This window comes from Kocuria sp. CPCC 205297 (assembly GCF_040981035.1).
GTDB classification, from domain to species: Bacteria; Actinomycetota; Actinomycetes; order Actinomycetales; family Micrococcaceae; genus Kocuria; species Kocuria marina.
The window spans coordinates 72,789-96,439 of sequence record NZ_JAVKPY010000007.1 but is presented as its reverse complement, the minus strand read 5'-3'; the positions used below and the strand labels follow the sequence as shown (position 1 = coordinate 96,439).

The 23,651-nt window shown below is 68.6% G+C and carries 24 protein-coding genes; 15 read left to right on the top strand and 9 right to left on the bottom strand.

Features of this window, described 5'->3' with window-relative positions:
- The first annotated feature begins 105 nt into the window (after positions 1-105).
- The 5 genes from RF650_RS08200 to RF650_RS08180 all read left to right on the top strand — a co-directional run bounded on the left by RF650_RS08200 (position 106) and on the right by RF650_RS08180 (position 3,330).
- Entirely contained in the window at positions 106-645 is a 540-nt protein-coding gene (locus RF650_RS08200; RefSeq protein WP_131333755.1) for a TetR/AcrR family transcriptional regulator, read from the top strand.
- Entirely contained in the window at positions 642-1,055 is a 414-nt protein-coding gene (locus RF650_RS08195) for a multidrug efflux SMR transporter (RefSeq protein ID WP_368814623.1), read from the top strand. Before RF650_RS08200 ends, RF650_RS08195 begins: the two co-directional genes overlap by 4 nt.
- Entirely contained in the window at positions 1,052-1,381 is a 330-nt protein-coding gene (locus RF650_RS08190) for a multidrug efflux SMR transporter (protein WP_368814622.1), read from the top strand. Before RF650_RS08195 ends, RF650_RS08190 begins: the two co-directional genes overlap by 4 nt.
- Positions 1,382-1,457: 76 nt before the next feature.
- Positions 1,458-2,483 (top strand): Dyp-type peroxidase, encoded by a 1,026-nt coding sequence (locus RF650_RS08185; RefSeq protein WP_131333752.1) that lies wholly within the window; start codon positions 1,458-1,460, stop codon positions 2,481-2,483.
- A gap of 46 nt (positions 2,484-2,529) precedes the next feature.
- Positions 2,530-3,330: a family 1 encapsulin nanocompartment shell protein gene (locus RF650_RS08180; RefSeq protein ID WP_131333751.1), complete on the top strand. Its 801-nt coding sequence runs from the start codon at positions 2,530-2,532 to the stop codon at positions 3,328-3,330.
- 90 nt (positions 3,331-3,420) lie between these two features.
- Here RF650_RS08180 and RF650_RS08175 read toward each other — a convergent pair whose 3' ends face one another.
- Positions 3,421-5,307, bottom strand: a complete 1,887-nt coding sequence (locus RF650_RS08175) for an FAD-binding monooxygenase (RefSeq protein WP_368814621.1) — start codon at positions 5,305-5,307, stop codon at positions 3,421-3,423.
- 190 nt (positions 5,308-5,497) lie between these two features.
- Positions 5,498-5,836, bottom strand: a complete 339-nt coding sequence (locus RF650_RS08170) for a hypothetical protein (protein WP_368814620.1) — start codon at positions 5,834-5,836, stop codon at positions 5,498-5,500.
- A gap of 150 nt (positions 5,837-5,986) precedes the next feature.
- Here RF650_RS08170 and RF650_RS08165 point away from each other — a divergent pair, with 150 nt between their 5' ends.
- The 6 genes from RF650_RS08165 to RF650_RS08140 all read left to right on the top strand — a co-directional run bounded on the left by RF650_RS08165 (position 5,987) and on the right by RF650_RS08140 (position 12,743).
- Positions 5,987-7,513, top strand: coding sequence for a fumarylacetoacetate hydrolase family protein (locus RF650_RS08165; protein ID WP_368814619.1), 1,527 nt, complete (start codon positions 5,987-5,989; stop codon positions 7,511-7,513).
- 28 nt (positions 7,514-7,541) lie between these two features.
- A complete protein-coding gene (locus tag RF650_RS08160; RefSeq protein WP_368814618.1) occupies positions 7,542-8,216 on the top strand; it encodes a GntR family transcriptional regulator in 675 nt (224 codons plus the stop codon).
- A gap of 135 nt (positions 8,217-8,351) precedes the next feature.
- Positions 8,352-9,887 (top strand): 5-carboxymethyl-2-hydroxymuconate semialdehyde dehydrogenase, encoded by a 1,536-nt coding sequence (gene hpaE, locus RF650_RS08155; RefSeq protein WP_098054630.1) that lies wholly within the window; start codon positions 8,352-8,354, stop codon positions 9,885-9,887.
- 49 nt (positions 9,888-9,936) lie between these two features.
- Positions 9,937-11,103 (top strand): 3,4-dihydroxyphenylacetate 2,3-dioxygenase, encoded by a 1,167-nt coding sequence (gene hpaD / locus RF650_RS08150; protein WP_368814617.1) that lies wholly within the window; start codon positions 9,937-9,939, stop codon positions 11,101-11,103.
- A 36-nt stretch (positions 11,104-11,139) separates the two neighbouring features.
- Positions 11,140-11,925 (top strand): 2-oxo-hept-4-ene-1,7-dioate hydratase, encoded by a 786-nt coding sequence (gene hpaH, locus RF650_RS08145; protein ID WP_368814616.1) that lies wholly within the window; start codon positions 11,140-11,142, stop codon positions 11,923-11,925.
- A 110-nt stretch (positions 11,926-12,035) separates the two neighbouring features.
- A complete protein-coding gene (locus RF650_RS08140) occupies positions 12,036-12,743 on the top strand; it encodes an aldolase/citrate lyase family protein (RefSeq protein WP_239319856.1) in 708 nt (235 codons plus the stop codon).
- A 244-nt stretch (positions 12,744-12,987) separates the two neighbouring features.
- Here the strand turns inward: RF650_RS08140 and RF650_RS08135 are convergent, their stop codons facing one another.
- From RF650_RS08135 to RF650_RS08105, 7 genes are all read right to left on the bottom strand, one after another.
- A complete protein-coding gene (locus RF650_RS08135; protein ID WP_368814615.1) occupies positions 12,988-13,821 on the bottom strand; it encodes a hypothetical protein in 834 nt (277 codons plus the stop codon).
- Between the two features lie 251 nt (positions 13,822-14,072).
- The gene (locus RF650_RS08130) at positions 14,073-14,846 is read right to left on the bottom strand and encodes a hypothetical protein (protein WP_368814614.1); all 774 of its coding nucleotides are present in this window, start codon (positions 14,844-14,846) and stop codon (positions 14,073-14,075) included.
- Between the two features lie 214 nt (positions 14,847-15,060).
- The gene (locus tag RF650_RS08125; protein WP_368814613.1) at positions 15,061-15,372 is read right to left on the bottom strand and encodes an AbgT family transporter; all 312 of its coding nucleotides are present in this window, start codon (positions 15,370-15,372) and stop codon (positions 15,061-15,063) included.
- An 80-nt stretch (positions 15,373-15,452) separates the two neighbouring features.
- Positions 15,453-15,662, bottom strand: a complete 210-nt coding sequence (locus RF650_RS08120; RefSeq protein WP_368814612.1) for a hypothetical protein — start codon at positions 15,660-15,662, stop codon at positions 15,453-15,455.
- A gap of 123 nt (positions 15,663-15,785) precedes the next feature.
- Positions 15,786-16,448, bottom strand: coding sequence for a hypothetical protein (locus tag RF650_RS08115; protein WP_368814611.1), 663 nt, complete (start codon positions 16,446-16,448; stop codon positions 15,786-15,788).
- Positions 16,449-16,542: 94 nt separating this feature from the next.
- The gene (locus RF650_RS08110; RefSeq protein WP_239319740.1) at positions 16,543-17,358 is read right to left on the bottom strand and encodes a sulfurtransferase; all 816 of its coding nucleotides are present in this window, start codon (positions 17,356-17,358) and stop codon (positions 16,543-16,545) included.
- A gap of 140 nt (positions 17,359-17,498) precedes the next feature.
- Positions 17,499-18,464 (bottom strand): LysR family transcriptional regulator, encoded by a 966-nt coding sequence (locus RF650_RS08105; RefSeq protein WP_368814610.1) that lies wholly within the window; start codon positions 18,462-18,464, stop codon positions 17,499-17,501.
- A 104-nt stretch (positions 18,465-18,568) separates the two neighbouring features.
- Here RF650_RS08105 and RF650_RS08100 point away from each other — a divergent pair, with 104 nt between their 5' ends.
- The 4 genes from RF650_RS08100 to RF650_RS08085 all read left to right on the top strand — a co-directional run bounded on the left by RF650_RS08100 (position 18,569) and on the right by RF650_RS08085 (position 23,633).
- Positions 18,569-20,602: a maleylacetate reductase and hydroxyquinol 1,2-dioxygenase domain-containing protein gene (locus RF650_RS08100; protein ID WP_368814609.1), complete on the top strand. Its 2,034-nt coding sequence runs from the start codon at positions 18,569-18,571 to the stop codon at positions 20,600-20,602.
- Entirely contained in the window at positions 20,554-22,110 is a 1,557-nt protein-coding gene (locus tag RF650_RS08095) for an FAD-dependent oxidoreductase (RefSeq protein WP_368814682.1), read from the top strand. The genes RF650_RS08100 and RF650_RS08095 overlap by 49 nt, the downstream gene beginning before the upstream one ends.
- 197 nt (positions 22,111-22,307) lie before the next feature.
- The gene (locus RF650_RS08090; RefSeq protein ID WP_085106837.1) at positions 22,308-22,700 is read left to right on the top strand and encodes a hypothetical protein; all 393 of its coding nucleotides are present in this window, start codon (positions 22,308-22,310) and stop codon (positions 22,698-22,700) included.
- Between the two features lie 135 nt (positions 22,701-22,835).
- Positions 22,836-23,633 carry a carbon-nitrogen hydrolase family protein gene (locus RF650_RS08085; RefSeq protein ID WP_368814608.1) on the top strand — a complete coding sequence of 266 codons (798 nt, stop codon included), beginning with the start codon at positions 22,836-22,838 and terminating at the stop codon, positions 23,631-23,633.
- The last annotated feature ends 18 nt before the right edge of the window (positions 23,634-23,651 follow it).

Below are 23,651 nucleotides of genomic sequence, written 5' to 3'. Positions count from 1 at the left end.
GGTCACTGGGACGCTCTCGGGCACGTGCTCCCGCCGAGCCGCACGGTGTTTCGCGGCACGTGCCAGCCCGGCGATGCTTACCATACGTATGGTAGCTTGCACCGCATGACGACCAAACCCGAGATCCTCGACCGCGCCCTGGACGTGCTGCGCGCGGGGGATGCCCTCACGCTGGACGCCGTGGCGCGCGCCGTCGGCATCACCAAGCCCGGGGTGGTGCACCACTTCCCCACCAAGGACAGGCTCTCTATGGCCGTGGTGGACCACCTGCTCGACCACTGGGAGACGGAGTTGATGCATCGCGCGGGACCCGACCCGGACGCCATCACCCGCCTGCGCGCCTACGTGGAGTTCGCGCTGCTGAACCAGCTGGACCCGGCGGACCTCGCCGTCCTCGCAGACTCACGGCTGCGTCCCGAGCTTGCCGCCCGGTGGAGCGAGCGCATGAGCGAGTGGTTCGGGGACTCCGACCGCCCGAACATCGTGGCAGCCCGCCTGGTGGCGGACGGTGCGTGGATCGACCGCTGCCTCGGGATGCTGGACCTGGACGAGGGCCACCGGCGCGCCGTCGTGGACCTGACCCTGGGCCTGGTAGGGGACGGCCCCACGGCGGAAGGCCTCGGGGCAGAGGGAGCGGACTCGTGAAGAAGTGGCTCTTCCTGGTCCTCGCGATCGGCTGCGAGGTGACCGGCTCGGTGTCCATGAAGGCCGCCGTGGAGTCGCCCGGCTTCTACGCCCTGGCCACGCTCGGCTACGTGGGCGCGTTCGTCTGCCTGTTCGTCTCGCTGCGCAACGGCATGAGTCTGGGTGTGGGCTACGGCATCTGGGGCGCTGCCGGGGTGGCCGCCACCGCCGTGATGTCCATGCTGATCTTCGGCGAACCCATCACCCTGCTCATGGGCGTGGGTCTCGTGGCCGTCATGCTGGGCGTGCTGCTCGTGGAGGTCGGCTCACAGCTGGACAGGCGGGGCGGGGTGGACCAGAGCGGGGCGGACGACGGCCGGACGCCCGGGAGCATCCGCTCGACTCCCACCGCAACGGATGCCACCCGATGACCGCGTTCCCGCTTCTGCTCCTCGCGCTGGCCATCCTCTCGGAGGTCACCGCCACGGTCTGCCTGCGCATGGCGAGCGCGGGCGGTGGGAGGTGGTGGATCGATGTGGTGGCGGGCTACCTCACCGCCTTCACCCTGCTGGCGGCGGTGCTGGCCCAGGGCATGGCGCTCGGGGTGGCGTACGGCATCTGGGCCGCCGCCGGGGTGGCGCTGACGGCGGTGATCAGCCATCTCGTCTTCAAGGAACCCCTCACGTGGGTCATGAGCCTGGGGCTGGTGCTGATCGTGGGCGGCGTGCTGCTCATCGAGACGGGCGCGGCCCACTGAAGGAGGTGGGCTCGGGCGTTACTGTGGGATCAGTCATCGGCCCGCAACGGTAGCCCGCTCACCCCATGGAGGCACCATGCCCACTCAGAAGATCGTGGCCCCACCGGCCAAAGCCGCCATGTTCCTGGTCCTCACCGTCAACGAGGGCGCGGAGGCCCAGGTGGCGGATGTCTTGACCGGCGTTTCGGACCTCACCAAGGCGGTCTCGTTCCGTGTGCCCACGAGCAACCTGCTGTGCGTGGTGGGCATCGGGCACGACGCCTGGGGTCGGCTCTTCGACGCTCCGCTGCCCAGGGACCTGCACCCGTTCCGGGAGTTCCACGGGGAGGTGCACTCCGCACCGGCCACCCCGGGGGACATCCTCATCCACCTGCGCGCCGGCACACAGGACGTGTGCTTCGAGCTCGCCAAGCAGCTGATGAGCAGGCTGCGCCCGTACACGCGGGTGCAGGACGAGGTCCACGGCTTCAAGTTCTTCGAGGAGCGGGACCTGCTGGGCTTCGTGGACGGCACCGCCAACCCGGAGGACGAGGACGCCCAGTCGGCCGCCGTGGTGGGGGATCAGGACCCCTCCTACCGTGGGGGGAGCTACGTGCTCGTCCAGAAGTACCTGCACCAGATGGACGAGTGGGAGGCTCTGTCCACGGGTGAGCAGGAGCGGGTGATCGGGCGCTCGAAGCTCGAGGACATTGAGATGTCGGACGAGCAGAAGCCGGCGAACTCCCACGTGGCACTGAACGACCTCGACGACGTGGACGGCAACGCCCGCGAGATCATGCGGGACAACATGCCGTTCGGCGAGGTCGGCTCGGCCGAGTTCGGCACGTACTTCATCGGCTACGCCGCGGACCCCGCGGTCACCGAGACCATGCTGGAGAACATGTTCATCGGCAACCCGCCGGGCACATACGACCGCATCCTCGACTTCTCCACGGCGGTCACGGGCGGCCTGTTCTTCGCCCCGCCCAGGTCCTTCCTGGACGACCCCACCACGGTTCCCGCCCAGGACACCTCCTCCGGTGCCGACGCCCCGGACGACGACGCCGCGTCCGCCTCCCCAGCGGACGGCTCCCTGGGCATCGGCAGCCTCAAGCGGCCCTGACACGAGCCGGACCCACCACACGACAACCTGATCCAAGGAGCTGACGATGAACAACCTGTACCGCGATCTCGCCCCCATATCTTCCGCAGCCTGGTCCGACATGGAGGACGAGGCCCGCAGGACCTTCCGGGCTCGCGTGGCCGCGCGCCGCGTCGTCGACATGCCGGAGCCCGCCGGAGCGGAGTTCTCTGCGCTGGGCACCGGCCACGTGAGTCGCATCGAGGCGGACACCAGCGGCGTGCAGGCGCTGCAGCGCCACGTGGTGCGCGTGGTGGAGCTGCGCGCGCCGTTCACCGTGAAGCGCTCGGACGTGGACGACGTCGAGCGCGGCGCCACGGACCCGGACTGGCAGCCCGTCAAGGACGCCGCCGTGGCCCTAGCCTCCGCCGAGGACCGCACGGTGTTCTACGGTTCGGACGCCGCGGGGATCCAGGGCATCGCGCCCGCGAGCGACAACGGCCGCGTCACCATGCCGCAGGACGTCCGCGAGTTTCCCAACGCGGTGGCGAAGGCCAAGACGGAACTGCGGCTGGCCGGTGTGGCCGGGCCGTACAACCTGCTGCTGCCCGCGGACCTCTACACGGAGGTCACGGAGACCACCGACCACGGCTACCCGATCTACGACCACATCTCCCGCATCCTGGGCGACGGCAGCATCATCTGGGCCCCCGCGCTCGACGACGCCCTGCTGCTCTCCGCGCGCGGTGGCGACTACGAGCTGCACCTGGGTCTGGACACCGCGATCGGCTACTCCTCTCACACGGCTGAGACCGTGGACCTGTACCTGCGTGAGACCCTCACGTTCCGGGTCAACACCTCCGAGGCGAGCGTGGTCATTGCCCACTGACCCCGGTCCGCACGAAGAACCCGCCGCGCACTCCCCCAAGGAGTGCGCGGCGGGTCGTTTCATACCCGGGGTCAGCAGGGGCCCTGCGGGTCACCCCCTGCGCAGGAACCCGGCGAAGAACTCGCCCAGCTCAGCGGTGGCATCCAGCGGGAGGACCGCGGCCACGTAGTGATCCGGGCGGACCACCACGACGGCGCCGTCGCGGCTGATCTTGCGCACGTCGAAGACGTCCTCGCCGGGGATCGCGGCGTAGACGCGCTCCCAGTAGTTCAGCTCGAACGGGCCCACCTGCGGCTTGAACGCGCGCGGCACCTTGGTGATGTCCACGTCCGTGTAGGGCTGCTGGTAGGTGACGTCCACGTCGAAGAGGGTGGCATCGCCGTCGTCATCACGGCGCAGCGCCACGAGCGGGGATGAAGGATCGTTCTGCCACCACTCGGCGAACGCGGTGGTGGGGGAATCCGCCCCGGCCACGGAGCTGTCCGCGAAGACGTGGATGCGCCAGCGCCCGTCCGCGGTGGCCTCGTGACCCTGGTGCACGACCATGGAATCGCACACGCGCTGGACGCGGGCGGACTTGAAGCGCTTACCCACCGGGTAGCCCTCGGCGAAGTCCTGGTGGTCGGTACCCGCCGTGATCAGGGACGGCTGGTACTCGGTCATGAACCCGGCCGGGAACTCCGCGGTCTTCACGTAGAAGTCCTCGAGGTACGTGGGATCCGGCAGCTTGTCCTGGGGGGTGGCCATGAGGGTGGACCACTCACGGTCGAAGTCGATCAGGTTCTTGGCAATCACCTGACGTTCCTCGGAGTAGGTGTCCAGCAGCGACTCGTCCGCGCGCCCGGAGAGCACCGCCCCGAGCTTCCAGCCCAGGTTCCAGCCGTCCTGCATGGACACGTTCATGCCCTGGCCGGCCTTGGCGGAGTGGGTGTGACACGCGTCCCCGGCGATGAACACGCGGGGCACGCGGGTGCCGCGGTCCTCGGTGTCGACGTCGTCGAAGTGGTCCGTGAGGCGGTGGCCCACCTCGTACACGGAGGACCAGGCCACGGACTTCACGTCCACGCTGTAGGGGTTGAGGATCTTGTTCGCGCGGCGGATGATCTCCTCCACCGGGGTCTTGCGGATCTCGTGGTTGTCGTTTTCGGGGACCTCGCCCAGATCCACGTACATGCGGAACAGCAGCCCGCCCTCGCGCGGGATCAGCAGGATGGAGCCGTTCACGGAGTTGATCGCGCACTTGGTGCGGATATCCGGGAAATCGGTGTTGGCGAGCACGTCCATGACGCCCCACGCGTGGTGGGCGCCCTGGCCGCTGAGTGTGCGACCGATCGCCTTGCGCACGCGGGAGGACGCGCCGTCGCACCCGAAGACGTACTTGGCGCGCACCGTGCGCTCCTCGCCCTCGCGCTCACCGGCGGCGTAGCGCACGGTCACGGCCACGGGGTACTCCTGGCCCTGGTCGATCTCCAGGTTCACGAACTCGATGCCGTAGTTGGGCGTGATCCGGGCCGGGCCGCGTTCGGCCGAGCGCAGGAAGTAGTCCAGCACGCGGGCCTGGTTCACGATCAGGTGCGGGAACTCGGACACGCCGTGGGGGTCATCCGCGGGGCGGCCGGTGCGCACGATGTTCTGCGGGTTGATGGGATCCGGGTTCCAGAAGCACATCTCGCGCAGGTGGTACGCCTCCTGCGTGATCTCCTCCGCGAAACCGAAGGCCTGGAAGGTCTCCACGCTGCGGGCCTGAATACCGTCCGCCTGGCCGATCTCCAACCGGTCCGGACGGCGCTCGATCATGCGCGTGTTAACGTCCGGGTACTGGGACAGCTGTGCCGCCGCGATCACACCCGCCGGTCCCGTGCCCACGATCAGCACGTCCATGGTGTCGGTCAGGTCCTCGGGGCGGTCCACGCCGCAGCCGCGGGGCTCCTCGATCCGGGGATCCTCGGAGACGTATCCGTTCTGGTGAAATAACATGCCTTCTCCTGGCTTATGCGGTGATCTCGCAGGGTGTTCCCGCAGGGTCCGGGATCCGGGTCCGAGTCGCGGACGTGCCGCGGGGCGGCGTCCGTGCTGTGCGGTTCCACCGGTGAGATCCGTACGACGGGTGCGGGCCACGCTGCCCGCCCCGGGGTGGTTCGGTGGCGTCGAAAGAGTGTGTCATGGATCATATACGATCTGTGTTCTGGGTAACAATTCCAGCCCCATGGTCCTCCCGGGTGCACGGGAATACGGAAACGAGGGGCCGTGCGAGGAACGCCCCGAGGGGGCGGAAGAGGAAGCTCAGGCCCACTGTGGTGAAGGCCATAAAAGTGGCCGCCTGGGGGTCTATGGGCTCGAAGAATAAGTGGTCGAACACGAGCCCCGCGGCGGAGGCTAAGAGGAAGAAGTCGTACCACTCGATACTGGTACCGATGATGGTTCCGGCCACGACCTTGCGCTGCTCACGACGCCGCGTGGCACTTCTGGCCGTTGTTTCGTGGGCGATGGGATCGCGGGTCGCCATATGTGACTCCTTCGTCCGGCGAGTCTGGTTCTCTGGGGTGGGTGCGCCGCCCGGGTGTCCCAGGGGGAGATGATGTGATCCACGCCACTTGCTCAGAATATATAGATAATATACGATTTCAAATAACATTCTGACGAGGAGGCGGTGGCCGTGATCGAGAACCCTCAGGAGGCTCAGCAGGCTTCATTCGGAGCCCCTGAACAGCCGGTTCCCGTGCATCCGGGAAAGATCATCGCGGTGCACGTGGCCTACGAGTCCCGTGCGGCGCAGCGCGGTCGCAAGCCCGCCGTCCCGTCCTACTTCCTCAAGCCCTCGAGCTCGCTGGGCGGTTCGGGCACCGCGGTGGAACGCCCTGCCGGCACCGAGCTGCTCGCGTTCGAGGGCGAGATCGCCCTGGTGATCGGGACGCCCGCGAAGAACGTCTCCCTCGAGGACGCGTGGTCCCACGTGGCCTCCGTGACCGCCGCCAACGACTGGGGTCTCTACGACCTGCGCGCCGCGGACAAGGGTTCGAACCTGCGCAACAAGGGCCGTGACGGCTACACGTCGCTGGGCCCCTCCCTGATCGACGCCCGCGAGATCTCCCCGGAGCAGTTGCGCGTGCGCACGTGGCGCAACGGTGAGCTGGTCCAGGAGGACACCACGGCCCCGGAGAACATGATCTTCCCGCTCGCCCAGTTCGTGGCGGACCTCTCCCAGCACCTGACCCTCGAGGAGGGGGACGTGATCCTCACGGGCACCCCCGCCGGTTCATCGGTCGCGCAGCCCGGGGACGTCGTGGAGATCGAGGTGGACGCGCCGGAGGTGGCGGGAGCGCCGTCGTCGGGCCGCCTGATCAGCCACGTGACCGAGGGTGACGAGAGCTTCGACGAGGGGCTGGGCGCCATGCCCGCCGTGGACGACAAGCAGCGCGAGGAGGCGTGGGGTTCCCGCGAGGCCGCGGGTCTGCCGGACTCCGACGCCGCGGCACTGCCCGAGGCGTTGCGCGCCAAGCTCGAGAAGGCGCCCACGGCCGGGCTGTCCGCGGAGCTGCGCAAGCGCGGACTCAACAACGTGGTGATCGAAGGCGTGTACCCGCAGACGCCCGGCACCACGATGGTCGGCACGGCCAGGACCCTGCGCTTCGTGCCCAACCGCGAGGATCTCTTCACGTCCCACGGCGGCGGGTACAACGTGCAGAAGCAGGTCTTCGACGCCGTCGGCCCGGGTGAGGTGATCGTGATCGAGGCCCGCGGGGCGGCAGGTTCCGGCACGCTCGGTGACATCCTCGCGCTGCGCGCCCAGTTCAACGGCGCGGCGGGAGTGGTCAGCGACGGCGGTGTGCGCGACTACGCGGCCGTCGCCGAGATCGGGTTGCCCGTCTTCGCGCAGACCGCGCACCCCGCTGTGCTGGGCCGCCGGCACGTCCCGTGGGACCAGGACGTCGCCGTGGCGTGCGGCAACGCGACCGTGCTGCCCGGTGACGTGATCGTGGGCGACGACGACGGTGTCATCGTGATCCCGCGCGAGCTCGCCGAGGACGTCGTGGACGCCGCCCTGGCCAAGGAGCGCGAGGACGCCTGGGTGGCCGAGCGCGTCGCCGAGGGCAACCCCGTCAAGGGACTCTTCCCGCCCACGGGGCAGTGGCAGGAAGAATTCCAGCAGTGGTTGGCGGAACACCCCGCCTCCGACGACTGACCGACACCCCTAGCGAACCGAGGAATCCGTGACCACGACCACCGGGGCCCCCAGCAAGGCCCAGCGTGCCTACGACTGGATCAAGAGCCAGATCATGACCCAGGCGTTCTCGCCCGGCTACCGACTGGTGCTCGCGAGCATCGCGGAGACCCTGGAGATGTCCGTGGTGCCCGTGCGCGAGGCCATCCGGCGGCTCGAGGCGGAGGGCCTCGTGACCTTCGAGCGCAACGTGGGTGCGCGTGTGTCCATGGTCAACGGTGAGCAGTACCGCTACAGCATGGAGACCCTCGGCCTGTTGGAGGGTGCGGCCACCGCGCTGTCCGCGGAACACATGACCGCGGCGGACCTCGCGCACGCCCGCCAGCTCAACGTCTCCCTGGAGGCGTCCCTGAAGAACTTCGACCCGCAGGCGTTCACCGAGACCAACCACGAGTTCCACCGGGTGCTCGCGTGCCGGTGCCCCAACGAACGTCTCAACGACCTCGTGATGGTCGAGTGGGAACGGCTCAACCACCTGCGCACCTCCACGTTCTCGTTCATCCCCGAACGTGCGCGCGCCTCGGTCAACGAGCACTACCACATCCTGCACCTCATCGAGACCCGCGCCCCGGCCGACGCCGTGGAGCGCGCCGTGCGCCAGCACCGTTCCGCGACCCTTCGCAGCTACCTCAGCAGCCGCGCCGACACCCAGGAGGAGCCGTAGCGCCGGAGCTCGTGAACCACCGACCCACCCGTACCGATCGGGCCGCCGGCCGGGCGCGACCGGTCAGGACCGGTCCATCAAGAACACGCAATCAGAAGCAACCCGTCAGAAGTCACCGACTGGAGGAGTCATCCCATGGCAGCTCTGCAGGAGACCACGCCCGAGAACCTTCCCGATTCCATCCGCCACTACATCAACGGCGAATGGGTGGATTCCGTGGACGGGGACACGTTCGAGGTGCTCAACCCCGTGACCAACAAGCCCTATATCAAGGCCGCCTCCGGTAAGAAGGCGGACATCGAGGCTGCCGTGGCCGCAGCTAAGAAGGCGTTCGACGAGGGGCCCTGGCCCAAGATGCTGCCCCGTGAGCGCTCGCGGGTGCTACACAAGATCGCGGACATCGTGGAGTCCCGCGGTGGCCAGCTCGCCGCCATGGAGTCCTACGATTCCGGTCTGCCCATCACCCAGGCCCTGGGTCAGGCGCGCCGCGCCGCGGAGAACTTCCGCTTCTTCGCGGACCTGATCGTCGCCCAGATCGACGACGCCTACAAGGTCCCCGGCCGCCAGGTGAACTACGTCAACCGCAAGCCGATCGGTGTGGCCGGGTTGATCACCCCGTGGAACACCCCGTTCATGCTCGAGTCCTGGAAGCTGGGTCCGGCCCTGGCCACGGGCAACACCGTGGTGCTCAAGCCAGCCGAGTTCACGCCCCTGTCCGCGTCCCTGTGGCCCGGCATCTTCGAGGAGGCCGGTGTCCCGGCCGGTGTGTTCAACCTGGTCAACGGCTTCGGCGAGGAAGGCTACGCCGGCGACTCGCTGGTCAAGCACCCGGACGTCCCGCTGATCTCGTTCACGGGCGAGTCCCGCACCGGGCAGATCATCTTCGGCAACGCCGCGCCCTTCCTCAAGGGTCTGTCCATGGAGCTGGGCGGCAAGTCCCCGGCCGTGGTGTTCGACGACGCCGATCTGGAGGGCGCGATCAACGCCACGATCTTCGGTGTGTTCTCCCTCAACGGCGAACGCTGCACCGCGGGTTCGCGCATCCTGGTCCAGCGCGGGATCTACGACGAGTTCGTGGAACGCTACGCGGCCCAGGCCAAGCGCGTGAAGGTGGGTCTGCCCTCGGACCCGTCCACCGAGGTGGGCGCGCTCGTGCACCCCGAGCACTACGAGAAGGTCATGTCCTACGTGGAGATCGGCAAGCAGGAGGCCCGTCTGGTGGCCGGTGGCGGTCGCCCCGAGGGCTTCGAGACCGGTAACTACGTGGCCCCCACGGTGTTCGTGGACGTCAAGCCGGACGCCCGGATCTTTCAGGAGGAAATCTTCGGTCCGGTCGTGGCGATCACGCCGTTCGACACCGAGGAAGAAGCCCTGGAGCTGGCCAACAACACCAGGTACGGCCTGGCCGCCTACATCTGGACGAGCGACCTCAAGCGGGCCCACAACTTCGCGCAGAACGTGGAGGCGGGCATGGTGTGGCTCAACTCCAACAACGTGCGTGACCTGCGCACGCCGTTCGGCGGCGTGAAGGCGTCCGGGCTGGGCCACGAGGGCGGCTACCGCTCGATTGATTTCTACACGGACCAGCAGGCCGTGCACATCAACCTGGGCGAGGTGCACAACCCCGTGTTCGGCAAGCAGGAAGACGCCACCGAAGAAATGGACGCCTGAGCGTCCCCCTCCTCTACCTACCCGGTGCCACCCACGAGAAGGACACACCATGACGAATCCCGCTGATCGGACAATGACGTCCTCGGGCTTCTACGTTTCGCAGGAAGCTCCGATCACCACCGACAACCCCATCACGACCCCGTCCGTGCCCGCGCCGGACATCCTGCGCTGCGCGTACATGGAGCTCGTGGTCACGGACCTCGTGAAGTCTCGCGAGTTCTACGTGGACGTGCTGGGGCTCACGGTCACGGAGGAGGACAAGAACACCATCTACCTGCGTTCGATCGAGGAGTTCATCCACCACAACCTGGTGCTGCGCCAGGGCCCCGTGGCCGCCGTGGCCGCGTTCTCCTACCGTGTGCGCACCCCCGAGGACCTGGGCAAGGCCGTGGCTTTCTACGAGGAGCTCGGATGCCGCGTGGAACGCCGCGCGGAGGGCTTCACCAGGGGCATCGGCGAGTCGGTGCGCGTGGAGGACCCCCTGGGCTTCCCGTACGAGTTCTTCCACGACGTGGAGCACGTGGAGCGCCTGGCCTGGCGCTACGACCTCTACACCCCGGGTGCCCTGGTGCGCCTGGACCACTTCAACCAGGTCACCCCGGACGTTCCCCGCGCTACCAAGTTCATGCAGGACCTGGGCTTCCGCGTGACCGAGGACATCCAGGACGAGCAGGGCACGGTGTACGCCGCGTGGATGCGCCGCAAGCCCACCGTGCACGACACCGCCATGACCGGCGGCGACGGTCCCCGGATGCACCACGTGGCCTTCTCCACCCACGAGAAGCACAACATCTTGGCGATCTGCGACAAGCTCGGTGCGCTGCGCCGCTCGGACATGATCGAGCGCGGCCCCGGCCGCCACGGCGTGTCCAACGCCTTCTACCTGTACTTGCGCGACCCGGACGGTCACCGCGTGGAGATCTACACGCAGGACTACTACACGGGTGACCCGGACAACCCCGTGGTCACGTGGGATGTCCACGACAACCAGCGTCGCGACTGGTGGGGCACCCCTGTGGTTCCGTCCTGGTACACGGACGCCTCCCTCGTGCTGGACCTGGACGGCAACCCGCAGGAGGTCGTGGCCCGCACCGAGGAGTCCGAGCTCGCGGCGACCATCGGCGCGGACGGCTTCTCCTACACCCGCCCCTCCGAGGGCGAGGAGTCCATGCCCGAGTGGAAGCAGGGCGAGTACAAGCTGGGTCACCAGCTCTGACCGTTCGGCTTCCACGACCAACGCGAGGGAGACACCATGCTGGAGAAGGAACGCATCACTCAGATCGCGGACGATCTGGCCGCGGCCGAGCGCGAGCGCACCATGATTCCGCGGCTCACGCAGCAGTACCCGGAGATGACCGTGGAGGACTCCTACGCGGTGCAGAACGAGTGGCGCCGCCGCAGCGAGGCCGCCGGGCGTCGGCTGGTGGGGCGCAAGATCGGGCTGACGTCCAAGGTCATGCAGGAGGCCACGGGCATCACCGAACCGGACTACGGGGCGATCTTCGCGGACCAGGTGTACGAGAACGGCTCCGTGATCCGCCACGACCAGTACTCGAACGTGCGCATCGAGGTGGAACTCGCGTTCGTGCTCCGGGACGAGCTGACCGGGCCGAACGCGACCATCTTCGACGTCCTGCGCGCGACCGAGTACGTGGTCCCGGCGCTGGAGATCCTCAGTTCGCGCCTCGAGATGGAGGGTCGCACGATCGTGGACACCATCTCGGACAACGCGGCACTGGGTGGGATGGTCTACGGCGGTAACCCCGTGGCTCCGGACTCCGTGGACCTGCGCTGGGTCTCCGCGCTGCTGTACCGCAACGAGAGTCTCGAGGACACCGGCGTGGCCGCGGCCGTGCTCAACCACCCCGCGAACGGTGTGGCGTGGCTGGCCAACAAGCTCGCCGCGCACGACGACACCCTGCCCGCCGGAAGCATCGTGCTGGCCGGTTCCTTCACCAAGCCCATGTGGGTCCACCCCGGGGACACCGTGCACGCCGATTACGGAGATCTGGGGGCCATCACATGTCGGTTCGAGTGAACGATCTGATCCACGCGTTCCGCGCGGAGGACGCTCCCAACCTGCCCGGTGTGCTGCCGAGCCTCAAGGACCTCTTCCCGCTGGCCTCTGACGATCAGCCGGTGATCGGGATGTTCCACTCCTCCGGGGATCCCGCCGCCGCGGAGATCCTGGCCGGGGCCGGTTTCGACTACCTGCTGATCGACGGCGAGCACTCGCCGCTGTCGCTCGAGACCATCCAGTCCGTGCTGCGCGCGATCGCCGCCTACCCCACGCTCGGGGTCGTGCGGGTCCCCGAGAACAGCGAGGTGCTCATCAAGCAGTACCTGGACCTCGGCGCCCAGTCGCTCGTGGTGCCCATGGTCGACTCGGTCGAAGAGGCGCAGGCCGCCGCTCGGGCGGTGGCCTATCCGCCCGGGGGTGTGCGCGGCGTCGGCTCCGCCCTGGCCCGCTCCGGCCGGTGGAACCGAATCCCCGGGTACCTGACCCGGGCACGCGAGACCATCACGCTGATCGTTCAGGCGGAGTCCGCCGCTGCCGTGGAGAACGCCGCCGCGATCGCCGCCGTGGACGGCGTGGACGGTGTGTTCATCGGCCCGTCGGACCTCGCTGCGTCCATGGGGCTGCTTGGTCAGCAGACCCACCCGGACGTCGTGGCCGCCGTGAAGCACGTGATCTCGGAGGTGAAGGCCGCCGGCAAGTTCGTGGGCGTCAACGCGTTCGCCCAGGACCAGGCGCGGGACTACCTCGCTTCGGGCGCGGACTTCGTGAACGTGGGCGCCGACGTCGCTCTGCTCGCCGCCGGCAGCAAGGCCCTGCTGGAGGCGTTCCGGAAGTAGCCGCCGAGGGCCAGCGTCGCGCCGCAGCTCTCGGGCCCGGCAGGCCATCCGCGCACTTCGAGGCACTCCGAAGCCACCGGCGATTTCTGGGGCAGCTAAAGCCAGGCACGATTTCCTAGGCACTCCAAAACCACTCGCTCGCCGGATACTGGCTCCAGGGTGCCCAGAATTTCGATACTGGCTTCCGCAGACCCCTGAATGCACGCGGCACTGCCTGGAATCTTGTGGCTCAGTGCGTCGCGTGTCAGTCCATGGAAATGCTGTGCAGCATCGCCTGGATGGCGGGGACGTCCGGGTGAGTGGTGACCGTGGTGTTCAGGATGTCGACCAGTTCCTCATCGGTGACGAACCTCCCGGTCGTGTTGACCGGGCCGGTGGAGAACTCGACCCACAACTCGCGACCCGTCTCGCCTCCCGCCAGGCTCACCAGGCCGGAGGAGTTGACCTGTGAGAGGCCGAAGAGCACGGAGTCCTCGTCCGGACCCTTGGCGCTGCGGAGGTACGCGGAGTACGCGCTCACCTGCGCCCCGATGTCCTCGGACAACTGTGTGGTCTCACCGGGCACCGTGTAGCGGGGGGACGTGAACCAGTCCTCGCGCAGCGGTCGTACGTCCGTGGTGGCGATCCGACCCATCGCCTGACCCGTGGGGCTCGTGAGCTCCAAGTACCCCTGATCCGTCTTCGCGGTCCACGAGGCGGGATACTTCATGCTGAAGGCCCCGTCCGGCGCGGTGTAGGTCTCGGACAGGGCGATCGTGTCACCTGTCTGGTCGCCCGGTGCGGGCTCGGTCGGTTCAGTGGTGGCGCCGGGCGCCCCAACCGGTTCGGAACTCGCATCCGACGCCGAGGGCGTGGATGGTGCGGTCGTTCCGGAGTCCCCGGGCTGTGTCGCCGACGGCGCGGCGGACCCCGCAGTCGACGTCGCCGTCCCGCCCGATTGCGGCGGTGCGGTGCTGTGCGTGGTGGTGTCGGAGCTCGTGGGGGTGGCCGCGCCATTCGACGCGGTGCACCCCGTCAGGGTGAGGGCGGACGTGATACCGAGGGTGATGGCCCAGCTGCGGGCTGTGTTGTGTGTCATGGCTCCAGCGTGGATCCGAGCCATGTTGTTTGCAATAGTGAACAATAAAGTGTGATGCACCTGTGATGTAGGACACCTCAGCGTTTGCCCATGACGCAGGGGTGTTCTCAAGTGATCGGATCGGCGTGCCCACTCGGATCACCCGCCGAAAAACATCAGTGCGGTCATCCCGGCAGCCCACCGGAATGACCGCACCGGCCACTCTCCCCGCGCTCTTTGCCCCGCCCCGACGAACGGCCGGCGGGTCGTCTCTAGTCGACGGCCCGGATGGACTTGAGGATCGCATCCACCGTGCCGGCCTCGTCCGTCTCGTTGATCTGATTGACCAGCTTGACCCCTTGGCTCTGGGACAGCGGTCGGTTCCCCTTGTTCACGGGGGCGTAGTAGAACTCCGCCCACAGTTCGTCCCGCTTGTCCCCGCCCGGGAGGGACACGATGCCCTGGCTGCCGGACTCCGTGAGCCCCCACAGGATCGAATCGCTGCGCTCGCTGTGCGGCGGGGCCGGGACGTAGGTGGAGTACGTGAACACCTGGGTGCCCACCTGCTTGCTCAACCCGGTTTCCTCCCCGATCAGGGGGTGGGCGGGGCGGGTGAACCAATCGCCCTTGGGGGGTCGGACCTTGGTGGAGGCCACCTTGCCCTGGACCTTTTCGTCCGGGCTGGTCAACTCCAGGTACCCGTTGTCCTTCTGGACCTTCCAGGACTTGGGGTACTTCACCGTGAACAGTTTCGCCGGATCCGTGTAGGTCTCCGTGAGCTCGTAGACGTCCGCGCTGTGGTCGGCATCCGGAGTGGCACTCGCCCCGGACTGCGCCTCACCGGACGGCGAGTCACCGGTCTGGGACTGTGTGCCGCTCGCGTCGGTGCTCGTCTGCTCCCCACCCTGCGGCGTGCTCCCCTGGGTGGCCCCGGCGGCGCCGTTGCCCGGGCCGGAATCGTTGTTGGACCCGCATCCGGTCACTGCGAACGCCCCGACCAGGGCAAGGGTGGTCATCCATGTTCGAGGTGATGTCGTCTTCGCCATAGCAAACAGGCTGACAACTTGTCCGGGTCGCTGCAATGCCACATCCGCGTTGTAATCAACCCGTGATTTTTCATTTTCATAGAACGCAGTTCCATCCCCGCGTAATCCCACGATGACCTGGGAGAACGCGGTTCACGGCGACGTCGAACTCTTAAGGGGACAACACTGTCCCTTTTGGGGGACAACGAGCGAAGTGTCCGTGAACATTGCGGCGTCAGCGTGTGGGGGAGCCGAGCACCCCGGCGGTCTTGATGGCCAGCACCGTGCCTATGTTGGACCAGCCGAACCACGCGATGAACTGGGCGGCCGCGAAGAAGAGCACGATCAGCGGGGCCACCTGGGTGACCGCGGACGCCATCATGGGCGGCACGTTCGAGGCCTTGTCGATGGTCCCGGCCACGATCCCGTAAGCGATACCGCACACGAAGAACAGCAGCCCGATGGGCACCGCGACACCGCTGATCAGCACCGAGGTCAGGGGGCTGCCGTCCTCCCCGGGGAACTGTGGGCCGGGGATGAACAACAAGGGTGAAGTAGATGGCCAGGCCCACGGCGAGCTTCCCACGGCGGCCCACAGGGCGGTGGTCTCCCGCCGGGACGGGACCGTCAGGTCTGGGCCGTGAAGGTCTCGGCGTGCTCGCCGTCGCCGGCCTCGGCCGCTCGTGCGGCCTCCGCCTCGGAGCGTTCCTCCGCGTGGTACTTCTTGGTCATTCGGGTCAGGACGGTCTCCGCGTCCCCGGCCGCGGGTTTCTGCGCGGTGACACCGGCCGTCGCGAGTCCCGCGGACAGCACCGCCACGAGACCGGCGAGAATCACGAAGAGTCAGAACGGGTGCGGCGACTTGTTGCCCACCCACTCGACACCGTTCAGGAACCGCAGCAGCGCGCCGTCGCGCCCGGTCGAACGGGTGTCCGACCGGGCGCGCTTGGGGGACCGCCGTCAGTTGTTCGGCAGGTCCTTGGGTGTGAGGTAGCGCTCGCCGTCCTCGGTGGTCTCGAGGTCGTAGTCGCGTTCCTGCTCCTGGACACGGTCCTCGACCATGTGCGAGTGCCGCACGGGTTCGATGTCCGGCATCTCCTCGGCGCGCTCGTACTGGGCGTTGCCCTCGTCGTCGACCTCGCCGTCCACGTCCGGGCGGTTGGCGGGGTTCGCGGAGATGTTCGGGTTGGGATCCCCGGGCCTGGGCTGGAACTTCCGCGTTCCGGCCAGCGCCTCCGAATCGACGTCGCGTGCGCTCTGCTCGTCCACGGTGCCCTCGCCCACGTTGGGGAAGCCGGTCTCCTTCAACGCCTTGGGCGGCTTGCCGTGGTCATCACGCACGATGTCGCGGTCGTCACGGACGGTGCGCTCCTCGACGACGCCGCGATCGGTCGCGTTCGCCGCGCCGTCGACGGTGCCCGGATCGGTGGCGCCCGCCGGGACGACGGTGGTGCGAGGGACCGCGCCGGGTTGGTCGGGGTCCCCTTCCGCGGAGCTCTCATCCGGTTGGGTGTCGCGGCCGGCGCGGGAGTCGTCGTGGCCCTGCACGGTGGTGGGCTGGTCGGGATCGTCGATCTGACCGGCGGACGCGATGGGATCCGGGTTCTCGGGTTGCTGAGTCATGACGTGCCTCCTGTACTGTCCGTGGCGCTAACCACTGTGGTGCTTCCCATCTTGGCACCGAGGTGGGGAAACCGTAAGTACCGTGATGGATGGTTCAGCCCTGAGGGGACGTCTCCACGGGGCGGTCCGTGTGGGAGTACTGGGACCAGCTCCCGGGGAACAGCCGTCCCGTGCCGAGTCCCGCGTGCTCGGCCACGAGGAGGTTGTGGCACGCCGTCACACCGGAGCCGCAATAGGAGATCATGTGGTGCGCGTCCGTGACCCCCGCGCGCTCGAATCGCTCCCGCAACTGCTCCACCGGTTGCAGGGTCTGTCGCTCGGTCAGGTGCTCACGGCACGGGACGTTCACGGCGCCCGGGATGTGGCCGGAGCGCGGATCCACGGGATCGGGGGTGTTGCCCGCGAACCGTGTGCGGTCGCGCGCGTCCACGACCAGCGGGCCGTGGACCGCCTCGTCGATGCTCGCGAGCGCGTCGCGCGGCCACGGCACCGGGGTGAAACGTGCCTCGGGGAGGACCGTGCGGCGTCGTTCCAGCTCGCCGGAGCCTGCGGCAGACAGGCCGCCGTCGAGCAGCGCGGCGCGGTGGCCCGTGGTGCGCAGCATCCAGATGAGGCGCGCGGCCATGACGTTGCCGGCGTCGTCGTACGCGACCACCGTGGTGTCGTCGCCGATGCCCGCCCGGGACATCGCCGCGGCGAAATCCTCGGGGGTGGGCAGCGGGTGCCGACCCTTCTCCGGGGAGGCCGGGGCCGCGAGCGCGGTGGCCACGTCCACGAATACCGCGCCGGGCAGGTGTCCCTGCAGGTAGGCGGCCTCCGCGCTGCGTCCGTCCAGGTACATGCGGGCGTCCGCGAGCACCACGTCCTCGCGGTGCTCGGCGAGCCAATCGGGTGATACGAACGGGTCCATGACCGTCTCCCCCACTTCCTGCGACGACGTCCTCCGACGACGACGCCGCGTGCTGTCTCCCAGCCTAAGCCCGGTACGTGCGTCGCTTCACGAGGAACGCGGGATGACCGATAAGCGCCGGTTATGGCAGGAGGTGGTCATCAGCTCTGTTCCTGCTCGAGCGCGGGATCCGGACCCACGGCGTCCCCGGGTCGCGCCCACGTGGCGGGGTCCAACAGGACGTCCTTGACGCGCAGGGCGGCGGGGGACAGCGGTTGCTGCGTGCGCCAGCCGACGACGGCGGTTTGTTGCGCCACGCTCTCCCGCACCTTCCGGATCACGCATTTGGCGCCCATGATCTCCCGCACCTGCTCGGGCACGAGCGCCACCCCGCGCCCGGCCGCCACGAGCGGGACACATGTTTGCAGCGTGGACACCTCCGTGACGGCCGCCGGGCGGGTCGTGGGGCGTTCGCGCCACACGTTGGCCAGTAACTCCGGCAACCCGGACAGTCCCGGGTAGCGGGCGGGCACGAGCCACGTCTCGGACGCCAGGTCCGCCAAGGAGACATAAGGCGGCAGGGTGTCCATGCTGCGCGGTAACAGCACCACGAGCGGCATGGTCAGCAGGGGTTCCAGGGAGAGGTCCGCGCCGTGGATCCGCCGCAGGGCGGAGACGTCCGAGGTCAGGACGACCCCCAGATCGATCACGCCCTCGTGCAACGTGCGCAGTGTGATGTCCGGGGAGGGGTCCCGCAGGTCGATGTCGATGTCCGGGGCCGCGCTCTCCAAGATGTTCAGCGCGTGCGGCAGGTGCCACCACTCGAACGCGGGTGCCACGGACAGCGTGACCTGACCTCGCCGACCCTGGGCGATCGACCGCATGCGCGCTGTGGTGGACGCGAGGTCGTGCAGGATGCGCCGGGCGTCCGTGGCGAGTTGTTTGCCGGCCTCGGTGGGCCGGGTGCCGCGTGCGCCGCGGTGCAGCAGCGGCACGCCGCATTCCTTCTCGAGTTGCTTCACGGTGTTGCTCAGAGCCGGTTGCGTGATCCGCAGGGCCGCGGACGCGGCAGTGAAGCCCTGGTGGTCCACGACCGCGAGGAAGTACGTGAGCTGGCGCGTATCCATAATGTGTCCTTATGTCTGCCGAGAAAAAATTGTATTGGATCTATGAATATGGTGTGCACCACACTGCAAGGACATCAGGATCGTCCAGTCAAGGCAGGTTTCCCATGTCCATCCAGCGTTCCGACTCAGCGCCCCGGCCGATGGTCTTCGAGCACACGACCCTGGGACAACGTGTCCTGTTCGGCTCGGGCAAGGCCGCCGAACACCTCGTGGCCGAACTCGACCGCCTCGGCGCCACGCGCCCCATGATCATCGCGGGGGAGCACGAAGCCGAGCTGGTCCGGCAGGTAGCCGAGCGTGCGCAGCCCGCCCTGACGTGGAACGACGTCGTCCAGCACGTCCCCGTGGAACTCGCCGAGCGCGCGCGGGACGCCGCACGCGAGGCGGACGTGGACGCGCTCGTCACCGTGGGCGGCGGCTCCACCACGGGGCTGGGCAAGGCCATCGCACTGACCTCCGGGCTGCCCCTCCTGGCCGTGCCCACGACCTACGCGGGCTCCGAGGCCACGAGCATGTGGGGTATGACGGAGGACCGCACCAAGTCCACCGGCCTGGACCCCAAGGTGCTGCCCGAGGCTGTGATCTACGACGCCGAACTCTCGCGTTCCCTGCCCGTGGGCTTGTCGGTCGCGTCCGGGCTCAACGGACTCGCGCACTGCGTGGACTCGCTGTGGGCGCCCAAGGCCGATCCCATCAACCAAGCGCATGCGCTCGAGGGTGCGCGGGCACTCGCGATCGCCCTGCGGGGGATCGTCAAGGACCCCGAGGACATGCGCGCCCGTGAGCAGGCGCTCTACGGCTGCTACCTCTCCGCGCTGTCGTTCGCGTCCGCGGGCTCGGGGATCCACCACAAGATCGCGCACGTGCTCGGGGGGACGTTCAACCTGCCCCACGCCGAGACCCACGCGACCGTGCTGCCGTACGTCCTGGCGTTCAACGCCCCGGCCGTCCCGGAACTCGCCGGCCGTCTCGCCGCCGCGCTCGGGTACGAGGGCACCGTGGCCGGTGGGGAGGCCCGGGCCGCCAACGACGCACTGGCCGCACTGCGGAAGGACCTGGACGCACCCCGGGCGCTGTCCGACGTCGGCTTCACCGAGGAGGACGTTACCGAGGCCGTGGAGCGCTCGCTCCAGGCCATCCCGGAGTCCAACCCGGTCACGCCCACGACCGAGAACCTCACCGTGCTGTTGCGCGCGGCCCTGCAGGGGGAGAACCCCTCGGTGGTCACGGCCGCGACCGGTGACGCGTCCGACAGCACCGAGAGTGAGGAGCAGTGCCAGCGCGAAGCGCAACTCACCGAACAGGTCCTGGCGTCCTTCGACGAGTCCCCCGACCAGCGCCTCGCGGAGGTGCTGCGCAGCGTCGTGACCCACGCCCACGCCGTCGTGCGCGAGACCCGGCTGACCGAGGACGAGTGGAACGCCGCGATCAAGTTCCTCACGGACGCGGGGAACATCACCACGGACACCCGTCAGGAAGTCGTGCTGCTCTCGGACGTGCTGGGCATCTCCATGCAGACCATCGCCGTGAACAACCAGGCCTACGAGGACGCCACGGAAGCCACCGTGTTCGGCCCGTTCTTCACCCAGGACGCCCCGCGTATCGACCAGGGCGAAGACATCGCCGGGGGTGCCCCGGGCCAGCCGTGCTGGGTCGAGGGAACCGTCAAGGACACGGACGGCAACCCCGTGGCGGGTGCGCGCATCGAGGTGTGGGAGGCGGACGACGAGGGTCTGTACGACGTCCAGCACACCGACGGCCGGGTCTACGGCCGCGCATGGCTCGAATCCGACAACGATGGGACGTTCCGCTTCTGGGGCCTCACACCCACCCCGTACCCCATCCCGCACGACGGGCCCGTGGGCAAGATGCTGCAGAGCACCGGGCGCTCGCCGTACCGCGCCGCGCACCTGCACTTCATGGTCTCGGCCCCGGGGCGGCGCACGCTCGTGACCCACATCTTCGTGGAGGGGGATCCGCAACTCGAGGCCGGCGACTCGGTGTTCGGCGTCAAGGACTCCCTGATCAAGACGTTCGAGACCCATGACGCGAACGAGCCCACCCCGGACGGCCGCCGCCTGGACGAGAGCTGGGCCAGCACCCGCTTCGACGTGGTGCTCGCCCCCGAGGACGTCTGAGCCCACCCCTTTCCCCTCCACCGCGAGCGCCGTGCCGTCACGGCGCCGCCGGATCGTCCTCCGCCCTGTTCCTGGCCTCGCTGGGGGTGGACGTCCTGGTGGTCAGCAAGTACTCGACCACGGCGGACACCCCCCGAGCCCACATCACCAATCAGCGCACGGTCGAGATCATGCGTGACCTGGGCATTGAGGACCAGATCCTCGCGGAGGCAGCTCCGCACGAGCAGATCGGTGAGGCGGTCATCTGCACGACCATCGCGGGCGAGGAACTCGGCCGAGTCCGCTCGTGGGGCAACCGCCCGGACCGGCACGCGGACTATGTGGCGGCGTCGCCGTCCCTGAACTGCGACCTCCCGCAGACCCACCTGGAGCCGATCCTGGTGCGCAACGCCCAGGCGCGCGGCGCCAAGTATCGCTGGAAGACCGAGTTCGTCACGCTGCAGCAGGACGACGGCGCCGTGCACGCCCTCGTGCACGACCGGCTCACCGGGGCGTCCTACACGGTCCACGCCAAGTACCTGGTGGGTGCCGATGGCGGTCGTTCCCGCGTGGTCGAGCAGCTGGGGCTGCCCATGGAGGGCCTCATGGGCAAGTCCGGGTCCATGAACATCGTGTGCGACATGGACCTCTCGCCCTACTGCGAGAACCGCGAGTCCGTCCTGTACTGGGCGCTCCAGCCCGGCGCCGCGATCGGTGGGATCGGTCTGGGTCTCGTGCGCATGGTGCGTCCGTGGAACAAGTGGCTCATCACGTGGGGCTACGACATCGAACAGCCGCCCCCGGAGCTGGCCAAGGAGTCCACGCGGGAGATCGTGCGCAACCTGATCGGGGACCCGAACTTGGACATCGAGGTCGAGTCCTTCTCGCTGTGGACCGTCAACGAGATGCGGGCCACGCGCAACATGGAGGGCAGGGTCTTCGCCATGGGTGACGCGACCCACCGGCACCCGCCGAGCAACGGGCTGGGGTCCAACACGTCCATCGGGGACGCCTACAACCTGGCGTGGAAGCTCGCGTACGTGTTCAAGGGCTTCGCGGGTCCCGAACTGCTGGGCTCCTACCAGGACGAGCGCGTTCCCGTGGGTGAGCAGATCGTGAAGCGCGCCAACACGTCGCTCGGTCAGCTCGGCGCCGTGCTGGATGCGCTCGGTGTGGACCCGCGCGATGACGCCGAGTCCATGAACCGGCAGATCGCCACACGCAAGGAGGCCTCGGAGGAGGGGGAGCGGCGTCGTCAGGCGCTGCGCGACGCCCTGGAGCTGAAGAACTACGAGTTCAACGCGCACGGCGTGGAGCTCGGGCAGTCCTGTGAGTCCTCCGCCGTGGTCGCGGACGGCGGCATGGTGCTCGTGCGCCCCGACAACCACGTGGCCTACCGTTCGCACGGGATGGTCGAGGATCCCGCGGCCATGCTGACCGAGACGCTGCGCGCGGGGCGGCTCCGACCGGGTGGGCATCTCCACGCTGCTCACCGTGCACGGTTCGCAGTACCTCATCGACTGCGGTGAGGGGTGGGGCCCGTCCTACCGCCGCTCCGGGGAGTCCCCTCCCGGGTTGGAGCACGGGATCGACACGATCAAGGCCGTGTTCATCACCCACCAGTCGGACCACACGGTGGACTACCCCAACCTGCTGTTGCTCGCGTGGCACAACGGGTCCAAGGCACACCGACGAGGGCCCCGGCTACTCCCGGGTACCGTGGAGCATGACCAAAAAACTGATGACCGCCCGCCGCAGGGCCCACCGCGCCGCGCTGTTCACCGGATTGGCACTCACGGGGATGGGGACCCTGCACCTCGTGAAACCGGAACCGTTCGACCACCTGATCCCCGAACAGCTGCCCGGCACCGCCCGGCAGTGGTCCATCGGCTCAGGATTCGCGGAACTCGGGACCGCCGCGCTGCTGCTCATCCCCGCCACACGCAAGGCCGGCGGGGTGGCCGCGGCCGCCCTGTTCGTGGGTGTGTGGCCCGGCAACTTCAAGATGGCGTGGGACTGGCGCCACGCGTCCGCCGCGAAGCAGGCGATCTCCCTCGGCCGCCTCCCGCTGCAGATCCCCATGATCATGAGCGCGGTCAAGATCGCCAAGAACGCATAGCTCCCGGGGCCGCCCCGCACCCGCGGGTGGCCGGGTGGTTCCGCGTGAGACGCGCCGTCGACATCCGCGCGGAGACGGCCCCTGCGCCCCGGCAGCGCTTCCGGACCCCTGCGCCGCCCGGCTACCGTGACTGATATGCGTATCGCACTCGGCCAGTTGCTTAGCACCCACGACTCGCAACACAACCTCGAGCGCGTCCGCCAGCTCGCGCGCCGCGCGGGGGAGGACCGCGCGGATCTCCTCGTGCTGCCCGAGGCCACGATGTTTGCGTTCGGTCGCAGCCTCAAGGACGTCGCCGAACCTCTCGATGGCCCATGGGCCACGGCGGTCTCCGAGCTCGCGCGTGAGCACTCGGTCGCGATCGTCGCCGGCATGTTCACCCCCGGCGACGGTGATCGCGTGCGCAACACCGCGGTGATCGCCCTCCCGGACGGCACCGTGCGCGGCTACGCCAAGATCCACTTGTACGACGCCTTCGGCTTCCTGGAGTCGGACACCGTGGACCCCGGCGACGAACCGGTCACCTTCTCCGCGGGCGGCCTCACGGTGGGGGTCGCCACGTGCTACGACATCCGCTTCCCGCGTCTGTTCACGCGTTTGGCGCACGACGGCGCCGTGGTCACCGTTCTCGGCGCGTCCTGGGGGGACGGGCCGGGCAAGGTCGCGCAGTGGGAACTTCTGGCACGCGCGCGAGCCCTGGACACGACGTCGTACGTGGTGGCCGTGGGACAGGCGAACCCCGAGTCGGTGGGGGAGGAGAACCCGGACAAGGCGCCGCGCGGTGTGGGGCACAGCCTGGTGGCCGCGCCGGACGGTTCCGTGGTGGCGCGGCTGGGAGACGCCCCGGACTACACGGTCGTGGGCTTGGACCCGGAGCTCGTGGAGCGGACGCGCAAGGCCATCCCGGTGCTGCGCAACGCGCGCGAACTCTGAGACCCGGGAAGCTGTGCG